At 69.7% G+C, this 18,153-nt stretch carries 12 protein-coding genes; 6 read left to right on the top strand and 6 right to left on the bottom strand.

Features of this window, described 5'->3' with window-relative positions:
* Positions 1 to 18 precede the first annotated feature (18 nt).
* Positions 19 to 2,832: a LuxR C-terminal-related transcriptional regulator gene (locus tag ACWA15_RS02435; protein WP_464057875.1), complete on the bottom strand. Its 2,814-nt coding sequence runs from the start codon at positions 2,830 to 2,832 to the stop codon at positions 19 to 21.
* Positions 2,833 to 3,175: 343 nt separating this feature from the next.
* On the opposite strand from ACWA15_RS02435, the gene ACWA15_RS02440 reads away from it, so the two are divergent.
* The gene (locus ACWA15_RS02440; RefSeq protein ID WP_464057876.1) at positions 3,176 to 5,842 is read left to right on the top strand and encodes a glycosyl hydrolase family 95 catalytic domain-containing protein; all 2,667 of its coding nucleotides are present in this window, start codon (positions 3,176 to 3,178) and stop codon (positions 5,840 to 5,842) included.
* 78 nt (positions 5,843 to 5,920) lie between these two features.
* On the opposite strand, the gene ACWA15_RS02445 is transcribed toward ACWA15_RS02440, so the two are convergent.
* The 4 genes from ACWA15_RS02445 to ACWA15_RS02460 form a co-directional block, all read right to left on the bottom strand.
* Positions 5,921 to 7,102 (bottom strand): IS30 family transposase, encoded by a 1,182-nt coding sequence (locus ACWA15_RS02445; protein WP_464056987.1) that lies wholly within the window; start codon positions 7,100 to 7,102, stop codon positions 5,921 to 5,923.
* 99 nt (positions 7,103 to 7,201) lie between these two features.
* Complete coding sequence (locus ACWA15_RS02450) at positions 7,202 to 7,903, bottom strand: FadR/GntR family transcriptional regulator (RefSeq protein WP_464057877.1); 702 nt, start codon at positions 7,901 to 7,903, stop codon at positions 7,202 to 7,204.
* Between the two features lie 132 nt (positions 7,904 to 8,035).
* Complete coding sequence (locus ACWA15_RS02455) at positions 8,036 to 8,983, bottom strand: amidohydrolase family protein (RefSeq protein ID WP_464057878.1); 948 nt, start codon at positions 8,981 to 8,983, stop codon at positions 8,036 to 8,038.
* 73 nt (positions 8,984 to 9,056) lie between these two features.
* Positions 9,057 to 10,358: an MFS transporter gene (locus tag ACWA15_RS02460; protein WP_464057879.1), complete on the bottom strand. Its 1,302-nt coding sequence runs from the start codon at positions 10,356 to 10,358 to the stop codon at positions 9,057 to 9,059.
* Between the two features lie 285 nt (positions 10,359 to 10,643).
* On the opposite strand from ACWA15_RS02460, the gene ACWA15_RS02465 reads away from it, so the two are divergent.
* From ACWA15_RS02465 to ACWA15_RS02485, 5 genes are all read left to right on the top strand, one after another.
* Positions 10,644 to 11,975, top strand: a complete 1,332-nt coding sequence (locus ACWA15_RS02465; RefSeq protein WP_464057880.1) for an ABC transporter substrate-binding protein — start codon at positions 10,644 to 10,646, stop codon at positions 11,973 to 11,975.
* 163 nt (positions 11,976 to 12,138) lie between these two features.
* The gene (locus tag ACWA15_RS02470) at positions 12,139 to 13,095 is read left to right on the top strand and encodes a carbohydrate ABC transporter permease (RefSeq protein WP_464057881.1); all 957 of its coding nucleotides are present in this window, start codon (positions 12,139 to 12,141) and stop codon (positions 13,093 to 13,095) included.
* The gene (locus ACWA15_RS02475; RefSeq protein ID WP_464057882.1) at positions 13,092 to 14,027 is read left to right on the top strand and encodes a carbohydrate ABC transporter permease; all 936 of its coding nucleotides are present in this window, start codon (positions 13,092 to 13,094) and stop codon (positions 14,025 to 14,027) included. The genes ACWA15_RS02470 and ACWA15_RS02475 overlap by 4 nt, the downstream gene beginning before the upstream one ends.
* Positions 14,028 to 14,051: 24 nt before the next feature.
* Positions 14,052 to 14,681, top strand: coding sequence for a hypothetical protein (locus tag ACWA15_RS02480; protein ID WP_464057883.1), 630 nt, complete (start codon positions 14,052 to 14,054; stop codon positions 14,679 to 14,681).
* A 1,010-nt stretch (positions 14,682 to 15,691) separates the two neighbouring features.
* A complete protein-coding gene (locus ACWA15_RS02485; protein WP_464057884.1) occupies positions 15,692 to 16,282 on the top strand; it encodes a hypothetical protein in 591 nt (196 codons plus the stop codon).
* 261 nt (positions 16,283 to 16,543) lie between these two features.
* Here the strand turns inward: ACWA15_RS02485 and arfA are convergent, their stop codons facing one another.
* Positions 16,544 to 18,121 (bottom strand): arabinosylfuranosidase ArfA, encoded by a 1,578-nt coding sequence (gene arfA / locus ACWA15_RS02490; protein ID WP_464057885.1) that lies wholly within the window; start codon positions 18,119 to 18,121, stop codon positions 16,544 to 16,546.
* Between the last annotated feature and the right edge of the window lie 32 nt (positions 18,122 to 18,153).

Genomic DNA, 18,153 nt, shown 5'->3' on the forward strand with positions numbered 1-18,153 from the left:
CACCTACACGGCGACTGATCAGAGGGTTGTGTGGGCCAGCACAGTGAGGCCGACGCGTGAGCGCGCCCCTGTCTTGCGGAAGACTCGTCCGAGGTGGACTTCGACCGTTCGCACCGAGAGGTGCAGTGCCTGGGCGACGTCGCGGTTGGACGCACCCTGCACCACCAGCAGAGCGACGGCGAGCTCACGCTGGGTGAGGTGAGCACCCCAGCGTCCGTGCAGCTGCGTGGACAGCGCTGTGGGCAAGGCCTCATCGGCCGGGCTGGCCCCGGCCCGGGAGAGCCGGTCGATGTCCGCCTCGGCGATCCGGGTCCAGGCATGCGCCCCGGTGCTCGAGAACAGCTCGACCGCCGACTGCAGATGCTCGAGGGCACGCTCAGGCGTCCCGGCCGCGAGCCCGCGAGCCGTCATGAGCTCGTAGTGCGCGCGCTGATACGCCGAGGCAGGGCCGGGTGGACCGAGTGTCGTGGCATCGGCCATTCCGGGCAGCTCCGGGAAACGGGTCTCGGATGCGTCGCTCAGCTCGGCTTTGGCGCTCTCCTCTGTGATCCGGGTACTGGTGTCCCGGCGGTGGGGCTGGCCTGAGAGGGCGGCCAGGATGGACCGGTCGATGTGGGCCTCCCTCCGTACCGGGTGTGGAGCGGCAGCGGTGCTCACAGCGCTGAGCGCCGTGGCGACGTCGTCCAGATGGCCGTTCTGCAGGATGCTCAGCCGTCGTGCGGCTGCGGTGCCCAGGCCGGCGAAGGGCAGCGAGAGGGGGAGCCGGAAGGCGGCTGCGTGCAGTTCGTCCCCGGCCCGCAGGAAGTCACCGGACCACATGTCCACCAATGCCTTTGCGACGCGCAGGTGCGCCTCCGCGAAGGGCGATGCGGCACGGTGGGACACCGCCCACCAGGGTCCACCGTCGTCCAGCGGGGACAGGGTGGTCAACGCATGCGTGAGTATTCGGGCAGCGCCCCCGAGGTCGCCGTCAAGAGCGAGGTGCAGCGCGCGGGCGGTGCTGGCGAAGGTCTGGCGGTCGGCGCTGCGGGCACTTGCGACCGCCGGTGGGGACGTCCCCACGGCCGCGGCGAACATCGAGGCCCACGCCGTCTCCACGCTGAGTGCGTCTCGGGTCGTGGCGGTGACCTCCCCGCGTGCCAGCGTCCGTGCCCCCTCGAGAGCAGTGACGGCGAGATCGGCGTCCCCGCGCTCGGCGTGGATCCGGCCGCTGATTGCCAGCGCCCGGACGAGGCCGTCGGTCACTGTTGGGCTGTCCGCAGCGGGGTCAAGGCTCTCGACCAGCTGCGCGATCTCGTCGTCGGGCACCTGGCCATGGAGAGCGGCGACGGCCACGACGTAGGCGGGCAGGGCGCAGGCGGCGACCTCGCGGTCGTCGGATCGCATGGCTGGGCGCAGCCACTCGGCTGCGTCACGGATGTGCCCCGAGCGCAGCGCAGCTACTCCGGCGAGCCGCTCGGCGGCAGCGCGGTCGGAGCCCTCACCCTGGCAGGCAGCCTCGCGGGCGACCTCGTGGGCGTGTACCACGTCACCGCGGTCGATGAGCCGCTCGGCGATGGTCAGCAGGTCGGGGCACACGCGGGGGTCGCCGGCCAGGCTTGCCAGCGTCCGGTGCCAGGTGGCGGCGTCGTCCGGGTCTGACGCCGACAGGGTCTGGGCCAGCGCCGCGTGGGCCTCGGTGCGCTCGGCCACCGTGGCCTCGGAGTGCACGAGGGCCCGGACACCGAGATGGGCGAAGGCGAAGCGCCCTCCGGCGAACCGGAGCACGGTGGCGAGCGGGGTTGCGAGGATCTCGTCCATGGTGATCGAGGCAGCACCGAGCAGCACGTCGATGCGGTCGACGACGGTGACCGCGGCGATGAGCAGGGCGCGCCTCTGCGCTGGTGTCAGATCGACGAGGTCCGGGCCGTGCAGCTCGGCCAGTGCAGGCACGGCGGGCAGCGGGTTCGGCAGGATCGATGTGCCGTCCAGCTGGGCAGAGGTGAGCTCGGCAGCGGTCTGGATGAGGCACGCGGTGTTCCCGCTGAGCTGGCGGGCGAGGGCGCCCGCCACCGTCGGGGCCACGCCTCCCCGGGCTGTGGTGGGGGAGAGGCCGAGCGTGCTGGCCTCCATGAGGTGGTGGTGGGTGAGCAGCCGGAGAGCTTCCTGGGCGGAGAGGGGAGCGATCTTGCGCACCACCACCGGGTACGGCAGCGGGGCGTCCCAGGTGATCCGGGCGGCGGCGGCGAGCAGGACCGAGGGGATCTGGTGGTGGGCGACGAGGTCGAGTGCAAGGGCGCGGCTCCCGTGGTCGAGGTCGTCCATGTCGTCGACGACCACCACGATGGTCGTGCCGGTGAGTGCGGCATGGATGTAGCGCGCGAGTGCCGCACCGACGAGCTCGGGGCTGTGGTGGTGATCGGTCGTGCCGGAGAGGAACCCGCGCAGGTCTTCAGGGGCATCGACGCCGGAGTGCCGGGCGAGCTGGCTGATCAGGGTGTCCGCTGCTGCCATCAGGTTCTGCGCAGCGTGTGCAGGCCCCGACCAGTGTCCACTGGCAGTCTCTGTGCCACCGGGGGAGATGGGTGCCTGGACACCGGCCGGCGGCCGGGCGGTCAGGTGCACGACGACGTGGGGCTGGTTGGGCGGACAGTCCGCCAACGCGTCCAGGATCAACTCGAGCAGGGAGCTCTTGCCGCTGCCGACCGGCGCGGTCCAGATGTAGCCACCCTGCCCGCGGCTCACCGCGTCGACGGCGAGCCTGACCTCGTGGGCCCGGGTCTGCAGGAGGACCGGGCGACCAGGCCTGGCTTCGAGGGGGGCACCGAGCGGGGACAGGTGTGAGGACGGCATGGACGCAGCACCCCCCCTTGGTCGTCGGACAGCTCTGTCCGACGTAACCCTGAGTATGTTAGCAAACCAGCCTAACCGGGGGCGTCAACCGCATGTGATTGCCTGCTCCGCAATGCCTCGTCGAGGGCAATTCATCAGATCATCGTCACTGGCGGGCGGTCCGTGGGTTGAAGCCGCCCTCCGCGCCGTGAGGGGTGCGGTCGTATTCGGTCCCGTAGAACCGAGGGTTGATCGCGCTGAAAGTTGCGATGCGCCCTCGAACAATGGGCCCGTCCGCCTTAAAGATCGGACCTTCGGCTACCGTGGGTGCTTGCACTGTCACGACGATCAAGGGTGATTCTCTGTGAGCGACTCGACCTCCGCAGGCGTGAGCCAGGCAGCAACGACCCTCCCGGGCCGCCACACGCGTGGTGGGCCGGCCCCGCTGCTGCTGGCCTACGACCGGCCCGCCCAGGAGTGGACGGACGCGCTCCCGCTCGGCAACGGCAGGATCGGGGCGATGTGCTTCGGGGGAACGGTCCGGGACCGGTTCCAGATCAACGACGACACCTGCTGGTCGGGGTCGCCGGCGACGGCTGCCGGCAGTCCGCTTCTGCGCGCGGGCGAGGGACCCTCGATCGTCGAGGAGGCCCGGGCTGCCCTGGCCGCCGGTGACGTGCGCGCGGCCGAGCGTCACGTCCAGCGGCTGCAGCACGGGCACTCCCAGGCCTATCAGCCGCTGGTCGACCTGTGGCTGACCGAGAGCGAGGAGCCGTCCCCGGCGGGCCCGGCGGACGAGCCGGCCCGCGCGGGGGACGGGGCTGCTGCGGCGGCGCCGGGCTACCGGCGGTCGCTCGACCTGCGGTCCGCGGTCGCGGAGCACTCCTGGAACAGCGGCGCCGGGCGCACGAGCACCAGGTCCTGGGTGAGCGCCCCCGACCAAGCCCTCGTGGTGCACCGCCGCGCGAGCGCGGGGCAGCTTCCGCGGACGGTCGTCTCGATCACGTCGGCGCACCCGACAGCACGGGTCGATGCCCGGGTGGGCGCCGACGACGGGCACGGCCTGGTGGCCGAGGTGCGGATGCCCTCGCAGGTCTTCCCCACCCACGAACCTTCACCCGAGCCAGTGACCTACGACCTCGCGGCCGGGGCCGCGGTGACCGCGGAGGTGCTCGTGCGCGTGCTGACCGACGGCGTCGTCAGGGCCGTGCACCACGACGAGCAGGTGACGCTGGAGGTGACCGGGGCGAGCGAGATCGTCGTCGTGCTCGCGACGGGGACCGACTACGTCGATCCCCTCACCTCCCCCCACGGTGACGGCGCGGCAGTCCGCGCCGCGGTGGGTGAGCGACTCGACCGGTTCGTCGAGACGCTGGTGGCCGGGGGGACGGGCGCCGGCGACCCGGCCGCAGAAGGCGGGTCCGGAGCCGTCCCGGGACTCGACGCCGCGCAGGCCCGGCACGTGAGCGACCACGAGGTGTTGTTCGGCCGGGTGGAGCTGGATCTCGGTCCTGGTCCCGCCGTCACCACCGACGTCCGGCTCAGCCGGTTCGCGGCCGGGGACCGGGACCCCGGTCTCGCCGCCCTGATGTTCCAGTACGGCCGGTACCTCATGATTGCGGGCTCACGGCCCGGGACGCTGCCGCTGACCCTGCAGGGGATCTGGAACGACGCCGTGCGTCCGCCCTGGTCCTGCAACTACACCACGAACATCAACGCCGAGATGAACTACTGGCCCGCCGAGCCGGCCAACCTCAGCGAGTGCCACGAGCCGCTGCTGCGCTTCGTGGGCCACCTGCGCTCGACCGGGACGACGGTGGCCGACGGGCTCTACGGCCGGCCGGGCTGGGCCGTCCACCACAACTCCGACGCGTGGGGTTTTGCCCTGCCTGCGGGCGACGGGATCAGCGACCCGGGCTGGACGGCGTGGCCGCTCGGTGGAGTCTGGCTGGCCCGGCACCTGTGGGACCACTACGACTACACCCGTGACCAGGCCTTCCTGCGCGAGCAGGCGTGGCCCCTCATGCGCGGCGCGGCGGACTTCGCCTTGAGCTGGCTCGTCGAGCTGTCCGACGGCACCCTGGGCACCTCACCGGCGACGTCGCCGGAGAACCACTACGTCGCCGCCGACGGTCTGCCCGCCGCGGTGACGACGTCGACCACCTCGGACCTGGTCATGATCGGTGACCTGCTGCGCCGCTGCCTCGACGCGCTGGACGGGCTGGACGCGCTGGACGCGGTCGACACGTTGGCCGGGGACGGCGACCGGGCGGGCCCGGACGCGAGGCGCGGTGCGGACCTCGACGACCGTGGGCTGTGGCGGGTGCGCGCGGAGGCAGCGCTGCGGCGTCTGCCCGGGGAGCGGGTCCTGCCGGACGGCCGGCTCGCGGAGTGGGCGCACGACCCGGCCGACGCCGAACCGGAGCACCGCCACCAGAGCCACCTCTACGGGGCGTACCCGGGCGGCCACATCGACCCCGACGCGGCGCCCGACCTCGCCGCGGCGGCGCTGGCGACCCTCGACGCGCGCGGCCCCGAGTCGACGGGGTGGTCCCTCGCCTGGCGGCTGGCGCTGCGCGCGCGGCTGCGCGACGCCGACGGTGCGGTCGCCGCGCTGCGCACCTTCCTCGCGCCCATGGCGGACGCTGAGCCGGGGTCGTCCGCGGCCGGGGTGTACACCAACCTGTTCTGCGCCCACCCTCCGTTCCAGATCGACGGCAACTTCGGCTTCACCGCCGGGGTGGGGGAGATGCTCGTGCAGTCCCACGCCACGAGCGCGCAGGAGACAGTCATCGACCTGCTCCCGACGCTCCCGCAGGAGTGGTTCGACGGGTCGCTGCGCGGGCTGCGGGCCCGCGGGGCGGTGACGGTCGACGCGGTCTGGCGCGGCGGCGTCGTGCAGGAGGTCGTGCTCACGGCCGACGCCGACCGCACGGTGACGCTGCGCCTGCCCACCCCGACCGGCCGATCAACCCACACCCTCCACCTCAGAGCCCACCACCCCACCCCAGCCCCCCTCCAGCCCCGCTAGCCCCTCCAACCCCGCTGAGTGCTGGAAAATACGCGCATTCCCCGGGGCAAAGTCAAGTAGTCAGGACAACGGGGTGGGCTATGCCGCCAGCAGCAGGTCGTTGAGGCGGTTGGCGGGGGTGTCGAGGTTGAGGGTGGGGCGGGGCCGGCGGTTGAGCTTGGCGGCGACCTGGCGGAGGTCGTCGGGGGTGTGAACGGACAGGTCTGAGCCTTTCTCGAACCAGAACCGCAGGAGCCGGTTGGTGTTCTCGTTGGTGCCCCGCTGCCAGGGCGAGTGGGGGTTGCAGAAGTACAGCTGCAGGTCCAGGGCCGTCTGGATCTGGGCGTACTGGGCCAGCTCGGTTCCGCGGTCCCAGGTGATCGAGCGGCGCAGGTGGTCAGGGAGGTCCTTCATCTCCTCGATCATCGCAGCCGCGACCGTCTCGGCGGTGTGGTCACCGGGCAGGTGCAGCAGGATCGTGAACCGCGTGGCCCGCTCCACCAGGGTCCCGATCGCGGTCCCGTCGCACCCGATGATCAGGTCCCCTTCCCAGTGCCCCGGGACCGCCCGGTCCTGGACCTCGGCGGGCCGGTCGCTGATCTTCAACGCGTCCTTGTAGGGGCTGTTGTTGGGCCGGGTGTCGATGTTGGGGACGCGTCTGCGGCGCTTCAACGAGAGGTTCTTTGCCAGGTCGGCCCGCAGACTCCCGCGGGTCTGGACGTAGAGGGCTTGGTAGATCGTCTCGTGACTCACCTGCATAGTCTCGTCGCCGGCGAAGTGGAACTCCAGCATCGACGAGATGAGCTTCGGGCTCCACCCGTCGTCCATCCAGACCGCGATCAAGTCGCACAACGGCGCGTTGTCGACGAGCTTGAGGGCCTTGGGGCGCCGGCGCTCCTGGAAGGCCTTGCGATGGGCGACCGAGGCGTAGTAGACGCCGTCGGGGCTGGTGTTGCGCTTGACCTCCCGCCAGATCACCGACTTGTTGCGACCCGCGAGCCGGGCGATCTTGGCGTAGCTCCAGCCGTCATGCAGGCCCGCCTGGATCATGCCGCGCTCGGCCAGCGTCACCTCCCGGCCCCCAGGCTCAGCAGGAGGAACCGGACCGGGCAAACCACCAGTGGCACCACGCGAGATCTCCATGCCACCAGACTGAGCCCACCACCTCGAGCCACTGGCCGGATGAGCCCCGACACGCTGAGCAGCGACCTGAACGGACACCCCCGAACACACCAGATCCACGAACTTCGTCCGAGTCCCAGCAGGGAACAACTTGACCATCACACGCTCCATTCAGACGAGCGTTGCTCTGACCATATGACTTTGCCCCGGCGTTTCGCGTGGAGAACCCAGCACTCACGGGGGAGGCGGGTGGTCGGGTCAGGTGGGGGGGAGGTCGGGGGTGGAGCCGACGAAGTCTTCGATCTCGAGGAGGTGGTTGGCCATGCGGAGGCGGGCGCGGTCGGGGTCGCCGGCGACCAGGGCCGCGAGGATCGCCTCGTGCTCGCGATGGGTGCGGTGCTCGACGCCCTCCTCGGTGAGCGCGCGCCACATCCGCGCCCGGACCGTGCGGCTGGCCAGGGTCTCGACGAGGGCGCTCAGGACGGCGTTCCCCGAGCTCGCCGCGATCTCGCGGTGGAAGGCGATGTCCGTCTCGAGCAGGCGGTCGTGGTCGACCTCGTCGGCGGCGAGGATCCTCGCCGCCTCGTCGAGGGGACGGCGCGCCCGGGCGAGTCCGTCGGCGTCGATCCTCAGCGCGGCCAGGCCGGCGGCCTCGGTCTCCAGGACCCGGCGGACACCGTGGAAGTCCGAGGCGTCGCCGTCGCCCTGGAGGTCGACGACGAAGGAGAGCGGGGCGAGCAGCCGCCCCGGGTCGAGGCTGGTGATGTAGGTGCCGTCACCCTGACGGCTGTCGACGATGCCGAGCGTCGACAGCGCCCGCAGGCCCTCGCGCAGGGACCCGCGGGACACGCCGAGCTCGACCGCGAGGTCCTTCTCGATGGGCAGCCGGTCCCCAGGGGAGAGACGGCCGTCCAGGAGCATCGACTTGATCCCGTCGACCACCTCATCTGTGCGTGACATAGCAGAGAGTATGGACCAGATCTCTGGGCCCCAGCCGGGTGCGCGAGGCCCTGGCTCACTGGATCGTCAAGGTTCACCCGCCAGTTCACCCCCCAGTTCTTCCCATCCCTGACAGTTCACCCGTCCGGACGATCACCTGCTCGGCTCAGGCGGTGGGAGCGTGACCTCACCCAGGCGATAGACGGCCCGCGCGGTCCCGCCGAGCACGCGTGCACGATCGGCGGGGGCGAGGTGGGTCACCGTCTCCACGGTCTGGAACCACGCCTGCCCGAACGACTCGACGGACAGGCGAGCGAAGGGCCAGTCCGACCCGATGAGCGTGCGTTCGGCCCCGAACGCCTCGAGCGCCAGGTCGACGTAGGGCTGGAGCGCCTCCGCAGAAGCGCCCTGAGGGGCCGCGGTGGTGAGCCCGGAGAGCTTGACGTAGACCGACGGCGCCTCGGCCGCGGCCGCCAGGGCCTGCGCCCACGGCCGCCACGCCTGGCTGCTGCCGACCTGTCCCGCGCCGGGCCGGTCCTGCCACCGCGGGGCGACCGGCGGCTTCGCGAGGTGGTCGATGACCATCCGCAGAGCCGGGTGCCGCTCGGCGATGGCGGGCACGAGCGAGAGCAGCGCCACGGACTCCGCGCACACGTCGAAGGCGAGACCTCGCTCGCTGAGCAGCGCGAGGCCCTCGTCGACATCGGGGCGAAGCAGCCAGCGCTCGTCAGGCTCGCGGTGGATGAGGTGCCGGACGCCGACCACCGGCTGGGCGGACCAGGCGTCGAGGAGGTCGGCTGCGGCGTCGGGCCGGTCGAGGGGGACCCAGGCCACGACCCCCGCGACCCGTCCACCGGACAGTGCCGCCTGGTCGAACATGATGAGGGTGTCCTCGACCGTGTCGGCCGACTGGATGAGCACGACGGCATCGATGCCGTGCTCGGTGAGCGAATGGCTGACCTCGGCGAGGTCGAAGACGTGATCCAGGACAGCCAGCGACGGATCGCTGGCCGGGGTGAGCCACGCATACCGCGAGCGGGAGGGGTCCCACACGTGCATGTGGGCGTCGATCACCGGCGTGCGGGTCGGGTCCGAGGTCATGACCGACCGTAGCAAGGAGACGGCGCCGGGACCAGGAGCGGGTGCGGGGGTGAGCGGAGATGAGCGGAGCCGTCTAGGCGGGGTGGGTGCTGGTGGTGTCGGGGGTGCTGGGGTCGGTGTCGACGGCGACAGCGGCGGTGCCGTCGGTGGTGCCGGCGCCTCGTCGCCGCAGCCGCGCGAGCGCGAGCCCGACGCCGAGGGTGGCCAGCAGCCCGAGCCCACCAGTCAGCACGAGGCCGCCGCGCACGCCGAGGTGCTCGGTGAACCACCCCTGGAGCAGGCCGCCGGCTGCGTGCCCGCCGAGCAGGAGCGGCAGGTAGACGGCCATGACCCGCCCGCGCACCCGGGGCGACGCGGTGAGCTGGACGTAGGTCCCCGCGCTGGTCAGGAAGAACATCGTTGCGGCGCCGACGGCCGCCAGCATGACGAGGAAGACCCCGTGGGTCGGTGACAGGGCCGCCATGATCTCGACGCCGGAGAAGACGCCCGCACCCACCACGATCGTGCGCACCCGGAGACTGGCCATCCGCGCGGCGGTGATCGCCCCGATCAACCCGCCGATGGCGCCGACCGAGTTGTACAACCCGAAGCCGCCGGACCCGGTCTCCCACTCGAAGTCGGCGAAGGCCGCCAGGACGACCGGTCCGTTCATGCCGAAGGCGCCCATGAAGCCCGCCAGGATGACCACCCACAGGAGACGTGGCCGGTCCAGGATGTAGCGGAAACCCTCCTTGAGCTGCCCGCGGGACCGTGCGACCGTCGGCACCCGGTGGAGCTGGTCCACCCGCATGGCCGCCACGAGCGCGACCACGACGAGGCACAGCGCCGCGTTGGTCGCGAACGCCCACCCTTGGCCGAGCTGGTGGATGAGGACTCCGGCCAGGGCCGGTCCGACGAGGCCGCTGAGCTGGTTGAGCGCGTTGTTGGTACTGATCGCCGAGCGCAGCTGACCGTCCCCGACGAGCTCGTTGACCAGGACCTGACGGGCGGGCTGGTCGAAGACCGCGACGCATCCGGAGAGCAGCGCGAAGACGTAGAGCAGCGGGACCGTCACCAGGCCGCCGATGGTCAGCCCGGCGAGGGTGGCGGCGAGGATCGCGCCGGTGGCCTGGGCTGCCATCACGAGGTGGCGCTTGTTGTGGCGGTCCGCGATCACACCGCCGAGCGGGCCGAAGGTGAGCAGCGGGACGAACTGGAGCGCGACGACGATCCCGACGGCGGCGGGGCTGCCTGTGAGCTTGAGGACGAGCCAGTCCTGGGACAGGCGGAGCATCCACGTGCCCGTCCCGCCGAAGAACTGCGCGAGGAGGAAGAGCCGGTAGTTGTGGTTGCGCAGGATCGAGCGGACGGGTGGTTGGCCGAGCGAGTGGGGCATGGCGGGAGGCCTCAGACTGGGTGGACTGTGAATGGATTCAACGACCCGGAGTCAAATTGTCCGGGTTGGCGAAACAGGTTGGCACGAGATCTGACTGTCAAGAACCGCGAGAATCCGCAGTTTTGGCGGGAATCGGCGGCGAACGGCGGCGTTCGGGGGCGTTCGGGGGCTGGACTTCTCGTCCAACAACGGTATTGTAACGATTCACTTCCATCGTTGAGCGCGCAGGGCGGCGCGGCTAACGTCGGGAATGCGCTTTCATTCACGATGAGCAAGGAGGCTCAGATGTCGATCAAGCGATCAACCCTCAAGGGTATCGCCGCCGCAGCGTTCGCGGCACTGGCACTTTCCGCATGTTCCGGTGGCGGTGGGGGAGCAGCAGCCCCCGCGCCCTCGGCCACCCTCGACGAGGCCAAGGAAGTCACCATCACCTTCGCGTGGTGGGGCAACGACGACCGCGCAGCCAAGTACGAGGAGTCCATCGACCTCTTCGAGGCGAAGTACCCGAACATCAAGGTGCAGACCAGCTTCCAGGCCTTCCCGGACTACTGGACTGCACGCAGCACCGAGGCCGCGGGCAGCTCGCTCCCCGACGTCTTCCAGATGGACCTGTCCTACCTGCGCCAGTACGGCTCGACCAACCAGCTGCTCAACCTCGACGGCCAGGTCGGCGACGGCAAGGCCCTCGACGTGTCCGGCCTGGACGATGCGCTGCTCGGCTCCGGCCAGCTCGACGGCTCGCAGTTCGGCATCCCGACGTCGACCAACACGCTCGCGATGTTCTACAACCCGAACCTCCTCGAGCAGCTCGGCATCGAGGTGCCTGCGGCCGACTACACGTGGGAGGAGTACAACACCTTCGTCAACGAGGTCTCCGCCGCAGGTGCAGCGTCCGACCCGGTCCTCTACGGCAGCGGCGACTACACGCTGACCTTCTGGTTCTTCATCCAGTGGCTCATCCAGCAGGGCATCGAGCCGTTCACCGAAGAGGGTGAGCTCAACTTCACCCCCGAGCACATGACCGAGTGGCTGAACTCGGCCGAGGCCATCCGCGCACCGGTCGACTCGACCTACCCGATCGCTCGTGGCAAGCAGCTCGAGCCGCTCGGCGGGTTCACGGTCAACGAGGTCGCCTCCGAGTTCAGCTGGGACAACTTCCTCGCCGGCTACTCGGCCGACTCGGGCACCGACAACATCGGCATGCTCCCGATCCCCTCGGGCGACGACGGCAAGAAGCACATGTTCTTCAAGCCGTCGATGCTGCTCTCCGCCTCTGCGAACTCCGAAGAGCCGGCTGCAGCCGCCACGCTGATCAACTTCCTCATCAACGACCCTGAGGTCGGCACGATCTTCGGAACGTCCAAGGGTGTTCCCGCCGTCGCAGCTCAGCGCGACGCGATGAACGTCGAGGCCGGCTCCATCGACGAGCGCGTCATGGCCTACGAGGAGTCCGTCGCCGGTGACGTCACGGCCTCCGCTCCGCTCCCGGTCATGGGCTTCGGCTCCATCGAGGCTGAGTTCAAGCGCCTGGGCGAAGAGTTCGCCTACCGCACGATCACTGTCGACCAGTTCGTCGAGCAGTGGTTCGCCGAAGCGGCGATGACTGTCAACAAGTGATCTGAGGCCTCACCGCCTCCGAACGCTCTCGCGTGACCGGTGACCAGCGACCTCCGGTCGCTGGGTGCCAAGGCTCGCACCGGCGTCGGGCATCGTGCTCGACGCCGGTGCGGCCCACCGCACGCAGCTGCACTGACAACAAACGACTGATCGGATTCCCATCGTGTCCCTCACCGACGAGGCGACCGGAACTCGCGCTGTCACCTCCCCGAAGAGCTCGCCTGCGCGACGCTCTCGGAGGGCAGCCGAGGCCCGCGCTGGTTACGCGTTCCTTGCCCCCTGGTTACTCGGTTTCTTCCTGCTCACCGCGGGACCGATGCTGGCGTCTCTCTACCTGGCATTCACGGACTACAACATGTTCTCCGCCCCCCAGTGGGTCGGTCTCGACAACTTCACCCAGCTCTTCAACGACCCGCGCTACATCCAGTCGGTCAAGGTCACCGGCATCTACGTGCTGGTCGGAACCCCGATCAAGCTCGCGTCCGCCCTCGCGGTGGCGATGCTGCTGAACAACAAGCGCCGCGGCCAGGGCGCCTACCGGTCCATCTTCTACGCCCCCTCCCTCATCGGAGCGAGCGTGTCGATCGCGATCGTGTGGAAGGCGATGTTCATCGACGACGGCATCGTCGACCAGATCGGCCAGTTCTTCGGGCGCGACGCCGGCGGCTGGGTCGGTGACCCGAGCATGACCATGCCGATGATGATCCTGCTGACCGTCTGGCAGTTCGGTGCGCCGATGGTCATCTTCCTCGCCGGGCTCAAGCAGATCCCGACCGAGCTCTACGAGGCGGCCGAGATGGACGGAGCCGGCTCCGTGCGGAAGTTCCTCAAGATCACGCTGCCGATGCTCTCCCCGGTCCTCTTCTTCAACCTGCTGCTCGAGACGATCCACTCGTTCCAGATCTTCGGGTCCGCGTTCATCATCTCCGGCGGCACCGGTGGTCCTGCCGGATCGACGATGTTCTACACCCTGTACCTCTACCTGCGCGGCTTCACCGACTTCCGGATGGGCTACGCCTCGGCGATGGCCTGGGTGCTCGTGCTCGTCGTCGGCCTCATCACCTTCGTCTTCTTCAAGACGTCGAAGAGCTGGGTCCACTACTCGGGGGAGACGAAATGACCGCCACCGCGCCACACCTGACCAAGATCAACTCCGCGGGCTCGTCCTCGCCCGACGACCTCGACGCGAGCGCCCTGCTGCGCAAGGCGCACAAGCGCAAGAGCACCGTGAAGTCGGTGCTCTTCCACGTGTTCGTGCTCGCGGTGACCGTGGTGATCCTCTATCCGGCCGTGTGGATGTTCATGTCCTCGCTCAAGCCGACGAGCGACATCATCGGCAACATCAGCATCATCCCGACCGACGCCTCCCTCGACAACTTCGCCAAGGCGCTCAGCGGGATCGGCGGAGTGTCCTTCTGGACGTTCTTCGGCAACTCGCTGTTCCTGGCGGTGATGTCGGTCATCGGCATCACGTTGTCCTCGACCATCACGTCCTACGCCTTCGCCCGGATCGACTTCCCGGGCCGCGCCGTCTTCTTCACGCTGATGATCGCGACGCTGCTGCTGCCGTTCCACGTGGTGATCATTCCGCAGTACATCATCTTCAACCAGCTCGGACTGGTGAACACCTTCGTGCCGCTGCTGATCGGCAAGTTCCTCGCGGCGGAGGCGTTCTTCGTCTTCCTCATGGTCCAGTTCATGCGCAACCTGCCGCGCGAGCTCGACGAGGCGGCCCGCATCGACGGGGCCGGGCACGTGCGGATCTTCCGCTCGATCATGCTGCCGCTCATGAAGCCGCCGATCATGACGGCCTCGATCTTCGCCTTCATCTGGAGCTGGAACGACTTCTTCGGTCCGCTCCTCTACCTGAAGAAGCCTGACCTGTACTCCCTGCCGATCGCCCTGCGCCTCTACGTCGACCAGACCTCGGTCTCCGACTACGGAGCACAGATGGCGATGGCCGTCCTGGCGCTGCTGCCGGTGCTGATCTTCTTCATCATCTTCCAGCGGTTCATCGTCGACGGCGTCTCCACCCAGGGCTTGAAGGGCTGAGCGATGTCGGCAAGAGTCGTCACCATGGATGCACCCAGCAAGGACGCCCGCAAGGAAGCACGCCGACGCAGGTCGGCGGACTCGGTCCCGGGCAGCTTCGGGAAGTTCGCCCTCTTCGCCGAGGTGCTGCTCACCGGCGTGTATGTCACTGTGCTGAGCCTCGCCGTGGTGACGGCTCTGCCGGCGGTCACGGCCGGCGTCGGGCACCTGCGCAGGCACCTGCGCGGGGAGCGTGACGGCGTGGCCGAGCTGTGGGAGGACTTCAGGTCCGCCTGCTCGGGCGTGTGGCTCGTGGCCGTCGGGTCGCTGCTGGCCTTCTTCCTCGTCGCGCTCAACCTGTGGGCTGTGAGCACCGGGTCCCTTCCCGGCGGCCCGGTCGTGGGCGTGGTCAGCGCGGGCCTCGGCGTCGCGCTGAGCGTCGCGCTGCTGCGGGCGGCGAGCGCGTGGACGCCGGGTGACCGGTGGTTCCCGCTGGTCCGCCGGGGCATGCGGGAGATCGGCGAGGACCCTGCGGGCTCGCTCATGCTGTTCGCCGCAGTCGTCATGTGCGTCGTGCTCGTGTGGATGCTCAAGCCGCTGGTCATCATCGTCGGCGGGCTCGTCGCCTTCGCGGTGGTGGGCGTGGAGTTCCGGACGGCGCGGCCTGCGCGGTAGGTCGTTGCCGGTCGCCGGGTGCCTCGCACCTGTGTCAGGGGGTCCCGCTGAGCCCGCCAGCTCAGCGGGACCCCTGCTCTGTCCCCTCCCGTCCCTCCGTTCATACGGTGCGTGCATTCGTCGCGGGTGCGCGTGTTTGAACACGCGCACCCGCGACGAATGCACGCACCGTAGCCACGCGTAGCTGTGAATTGGGCGGATCTCGGGGTGGGGTGGCAGGGGATCGGGTAGGCGGGCTGGGCGGGCGGTGTGGCACCGACGCCAGGTCCGATCGGGCGATCGGGTGCGGCCCGTGCACTAGGAATCTGTGGACGGTGGGAGAGCGGACACGACCTTTGTCCACAGGGGCTGCGGGTGGGTGGACGCGCGTCGCATCTGAGCCTGTGAGATGGAGCATGGAACCTGGACCTGAGGGCGACACCGCCGCCATGCCTACCTGCGCGTCGCGCCCGCACCCCCCGCTGTCGTCTGCCCCGGAAGGACCACTTCGCGCCCCTGTGCAGCCCGACCCGACACACCAGTCGCGGCATCGACCGCTCGACACTGCCGACCCAGGGACTGCCCGACCTAGCAGGTTGTCCGTCGACGGCGCACGGGAGGAAAACTGGACGCGCGTGCCGGGCCGGAATCGACGGCCGGTCACGATGCCGCATCCGTCATCGATTCTTGTGGCTCGTGATCTGCCGATACCGGTCGTCGCGAGGGCTGTGCGGTCCGGGGAGTGGGTTCGAGTACGGCGCGGCGCCTATCTCCCGGTCGAGGCGGCACCGCCAGCGGGGTCGCGCAGTCCTCAGGATGAGCGGCGGATGCACCTCGCACGAGTTGCGGCGGTGTCCGCGCAGGGGAACGGCAAGGGGACCATCAGCCACGATTCCGCCGCACTCGTACTGGGGGGATTCCTGTGGCGCTGTCCGTCGCGGGTTCACCTCACCCAACAAGTCTCTGCCTCGAGCACGCGAGCCCCGGACATCGTCCGGCACAAGGGGGCGCTCCGACCAGATGAGATCCTGATGAGCTCCGGGATCCAGGTCACCTCGCCGGTCCGGACCCTGGTCGACTGCTTGACGACGATGCCCGCCCTCCCGGGCTTGGTCGTGGCGGACTCCTTCTTGTCGATGGGCGTGGGCCGAACGGACGTCGCCAACGCGCTCGACGAGAGAGGGCCGTGCAACGGTGCGCGGCTGGCAAGGCTGGTGCTGGACGCCGGAGACGCCGGTGCGGAGTCGCCGGGGGAGTCGCACCTGCGCTACCTCGTGTGGGCATATGGCTTGCCGCGTCCCGAGAGCCAGGTGCGCGTCTCCACCCACCTGGGTGACTTCTGGGCTGACCTGGGGTGGGCCAAGTGGCGAGTGCTCCTCGAGTACGACGGCACGGACAAGTACCAGGACCATCCTGACGGTGCGCCGTCGGACGCTCTGATCCGGGAGAAGCGACGCCAGGATGCGATTGTGGAGGCCGGCTACCGAATCCTCCGGGTGACGAAGTATGACTTCCGCGATCCGGAACGGCTCATCCGTCGAATCCTGGCGCTCCTCCCGCCTGAGGTCGCGGCGAACTGCAAGCCGATCCGGCACCTCCTCCTTCCGTCGGCCCGACGCTGACCCCTGCCCGACGGGGATTGCCGTCCACCGTTCCTGGACGTGGGCGGCTCGCCGCAGTTCAGCGGCCCGCAGGCTGCGGACGGTGCGCCTACTCGTCTTCGTTGCGCGTGTTCGAATACGCGCACCGAAGACGAATGCACGTACCGAGTGACAGGGCGGCCGGGCGGGCTGGCGGCCTGACGGGGCGGTGGGCTGACGGGGCTCGCATCCCGGGAGGTGCCGAGCAAGGGCTCGGCACCTCCGGGTGCGACTACCGGGGGGTCAGGCGCGCTTGGCGGTTCCGTGCCAGGCGGACCAGGACTCGGGTGCCAGGGTCAGGGTGACGGTCCCGTTCTCCGAGGCGGGGGCGGTGCGGACGGCGGTCGAGACGAGCTCGGCCGCTTCCTTGCCCTCGCGCATGCCGACGTGGTCGGCGAGCAGCTCGAGGCCGCCGTCGAGGGCCACGTCGAGGCCCGAGTAGCTGATGGTGACCGACGCCGGCTCGGTCGAGCGGTTGACGAGGAACAGGGACAGTGCGCCGACCGCGCCCGCGTCACCGGACTCGTCCCAGGTCGCCGCCGCAGTGACCAGGGGCACGTCGCCGTGCGCCTTGGTTGTCACCTGGGGCACGTTGACGCGCAGGTCCAGGACGGATCCCTGGGCCAGGCGGGCGGTGTTGGCGAAGGGGTGGAACGTCGTCTGGCGCCAGGCGTCGCCGCCGGGCTCGGTCATGATCGGGGCGATGACGTTGACCAGCTGGGCGAGCGCGGCGACCGGGACGCGGTCAGCGTGGTTGAGGAGGGTGATCATGAGGTCGCCGACGACGACGGCGTCGAGCGCGGAGTAGACGTCCTCGATGATCCGCGGGGCGTCACGCTGCAGAGGGAGGTTCTTCTCGCCCGGGAAGCGGGACTCCAGGTACCAGACGTTCCACTCGTCGAAGGAGATGGTGATCTTCTTGTCCGAGCGCTTCTGGGCGGCGATCGAGTCGGCCGAGGCCACGACCCGCTCGATGAAGCGGTCCATCGCGGTCGCCGAGCCGAGGAAGCTGGTGCGGTCGCCGTCCTTCTCCTCGTAGTAGGCGTGCATGGAGATGTGGTCGACGATGTCGTAGGTGTAGGAGAGCACCGTGCGCTCCCACTCCCCGAAGGTGTCCATGTACATCGAGGACGAGCCGCAGGCCACGAGCTCGATGCTCGGGTCGGTGAGCCGCATGGCCTTGCCGGTCTCGGCGGCGAGCTTGCCGTACTCGTGGGCGTCCTTGTGGCCGATCTGCCACGGGCCGTCCATCTCGTTGCCCAGGCACCAGAGCTTGACGTTGTACGGCTCGGCGCGGCCGTTGGCGATGCGCATGTCGGCCCACTTGCTGCCGGCGACGCCGTTGCAGTACTCGAGCAGCCCGACGGCGGCCGAGACCCCGCGGGTGCCGAGGTTGACGGCCATCATCGGCTCGATGCCCTCGCGCTCGGCCCACTGCAGGAACTCGTCCGTGCCGACGATGTTCGGCTCGACCGTGCGCCAGGCGAGGTCGATGAAGGGCTTGCGGTTCTCGACCGGGCCGACCGCCTCTTCCCAGACGTAGTTGGAGACGAAGTTGCCGCCGGGGTAGCGGACCATCGAGACGCCGAGCTCCTTGGTCAGGTCGGCGACGTCGCGGCGGAAGCCGTGCTCGTCGGCCGTGGCGTGGCCGGGCTCGTAGATGCCGGTGTAGACGGCGCGGCCCAGGTGCTCCACGAAGGAGCCGAAGAGGCGGCGGTCGATCGCGCCGACCTGGTAGTCGGGGTGCAGCGTGATCGTCGCGGTGACCGGGGTGGTCTGAGCGGCGCCGTCTTTGGCGTCGGTCTCTGCGGTGTATTCCATCGTTGTAATGCCTCCGTAGCGAGAAATCCACG

Source organism: Sanguibacter sp. TS_SC_8 (genome assembly GCF_055361235.1).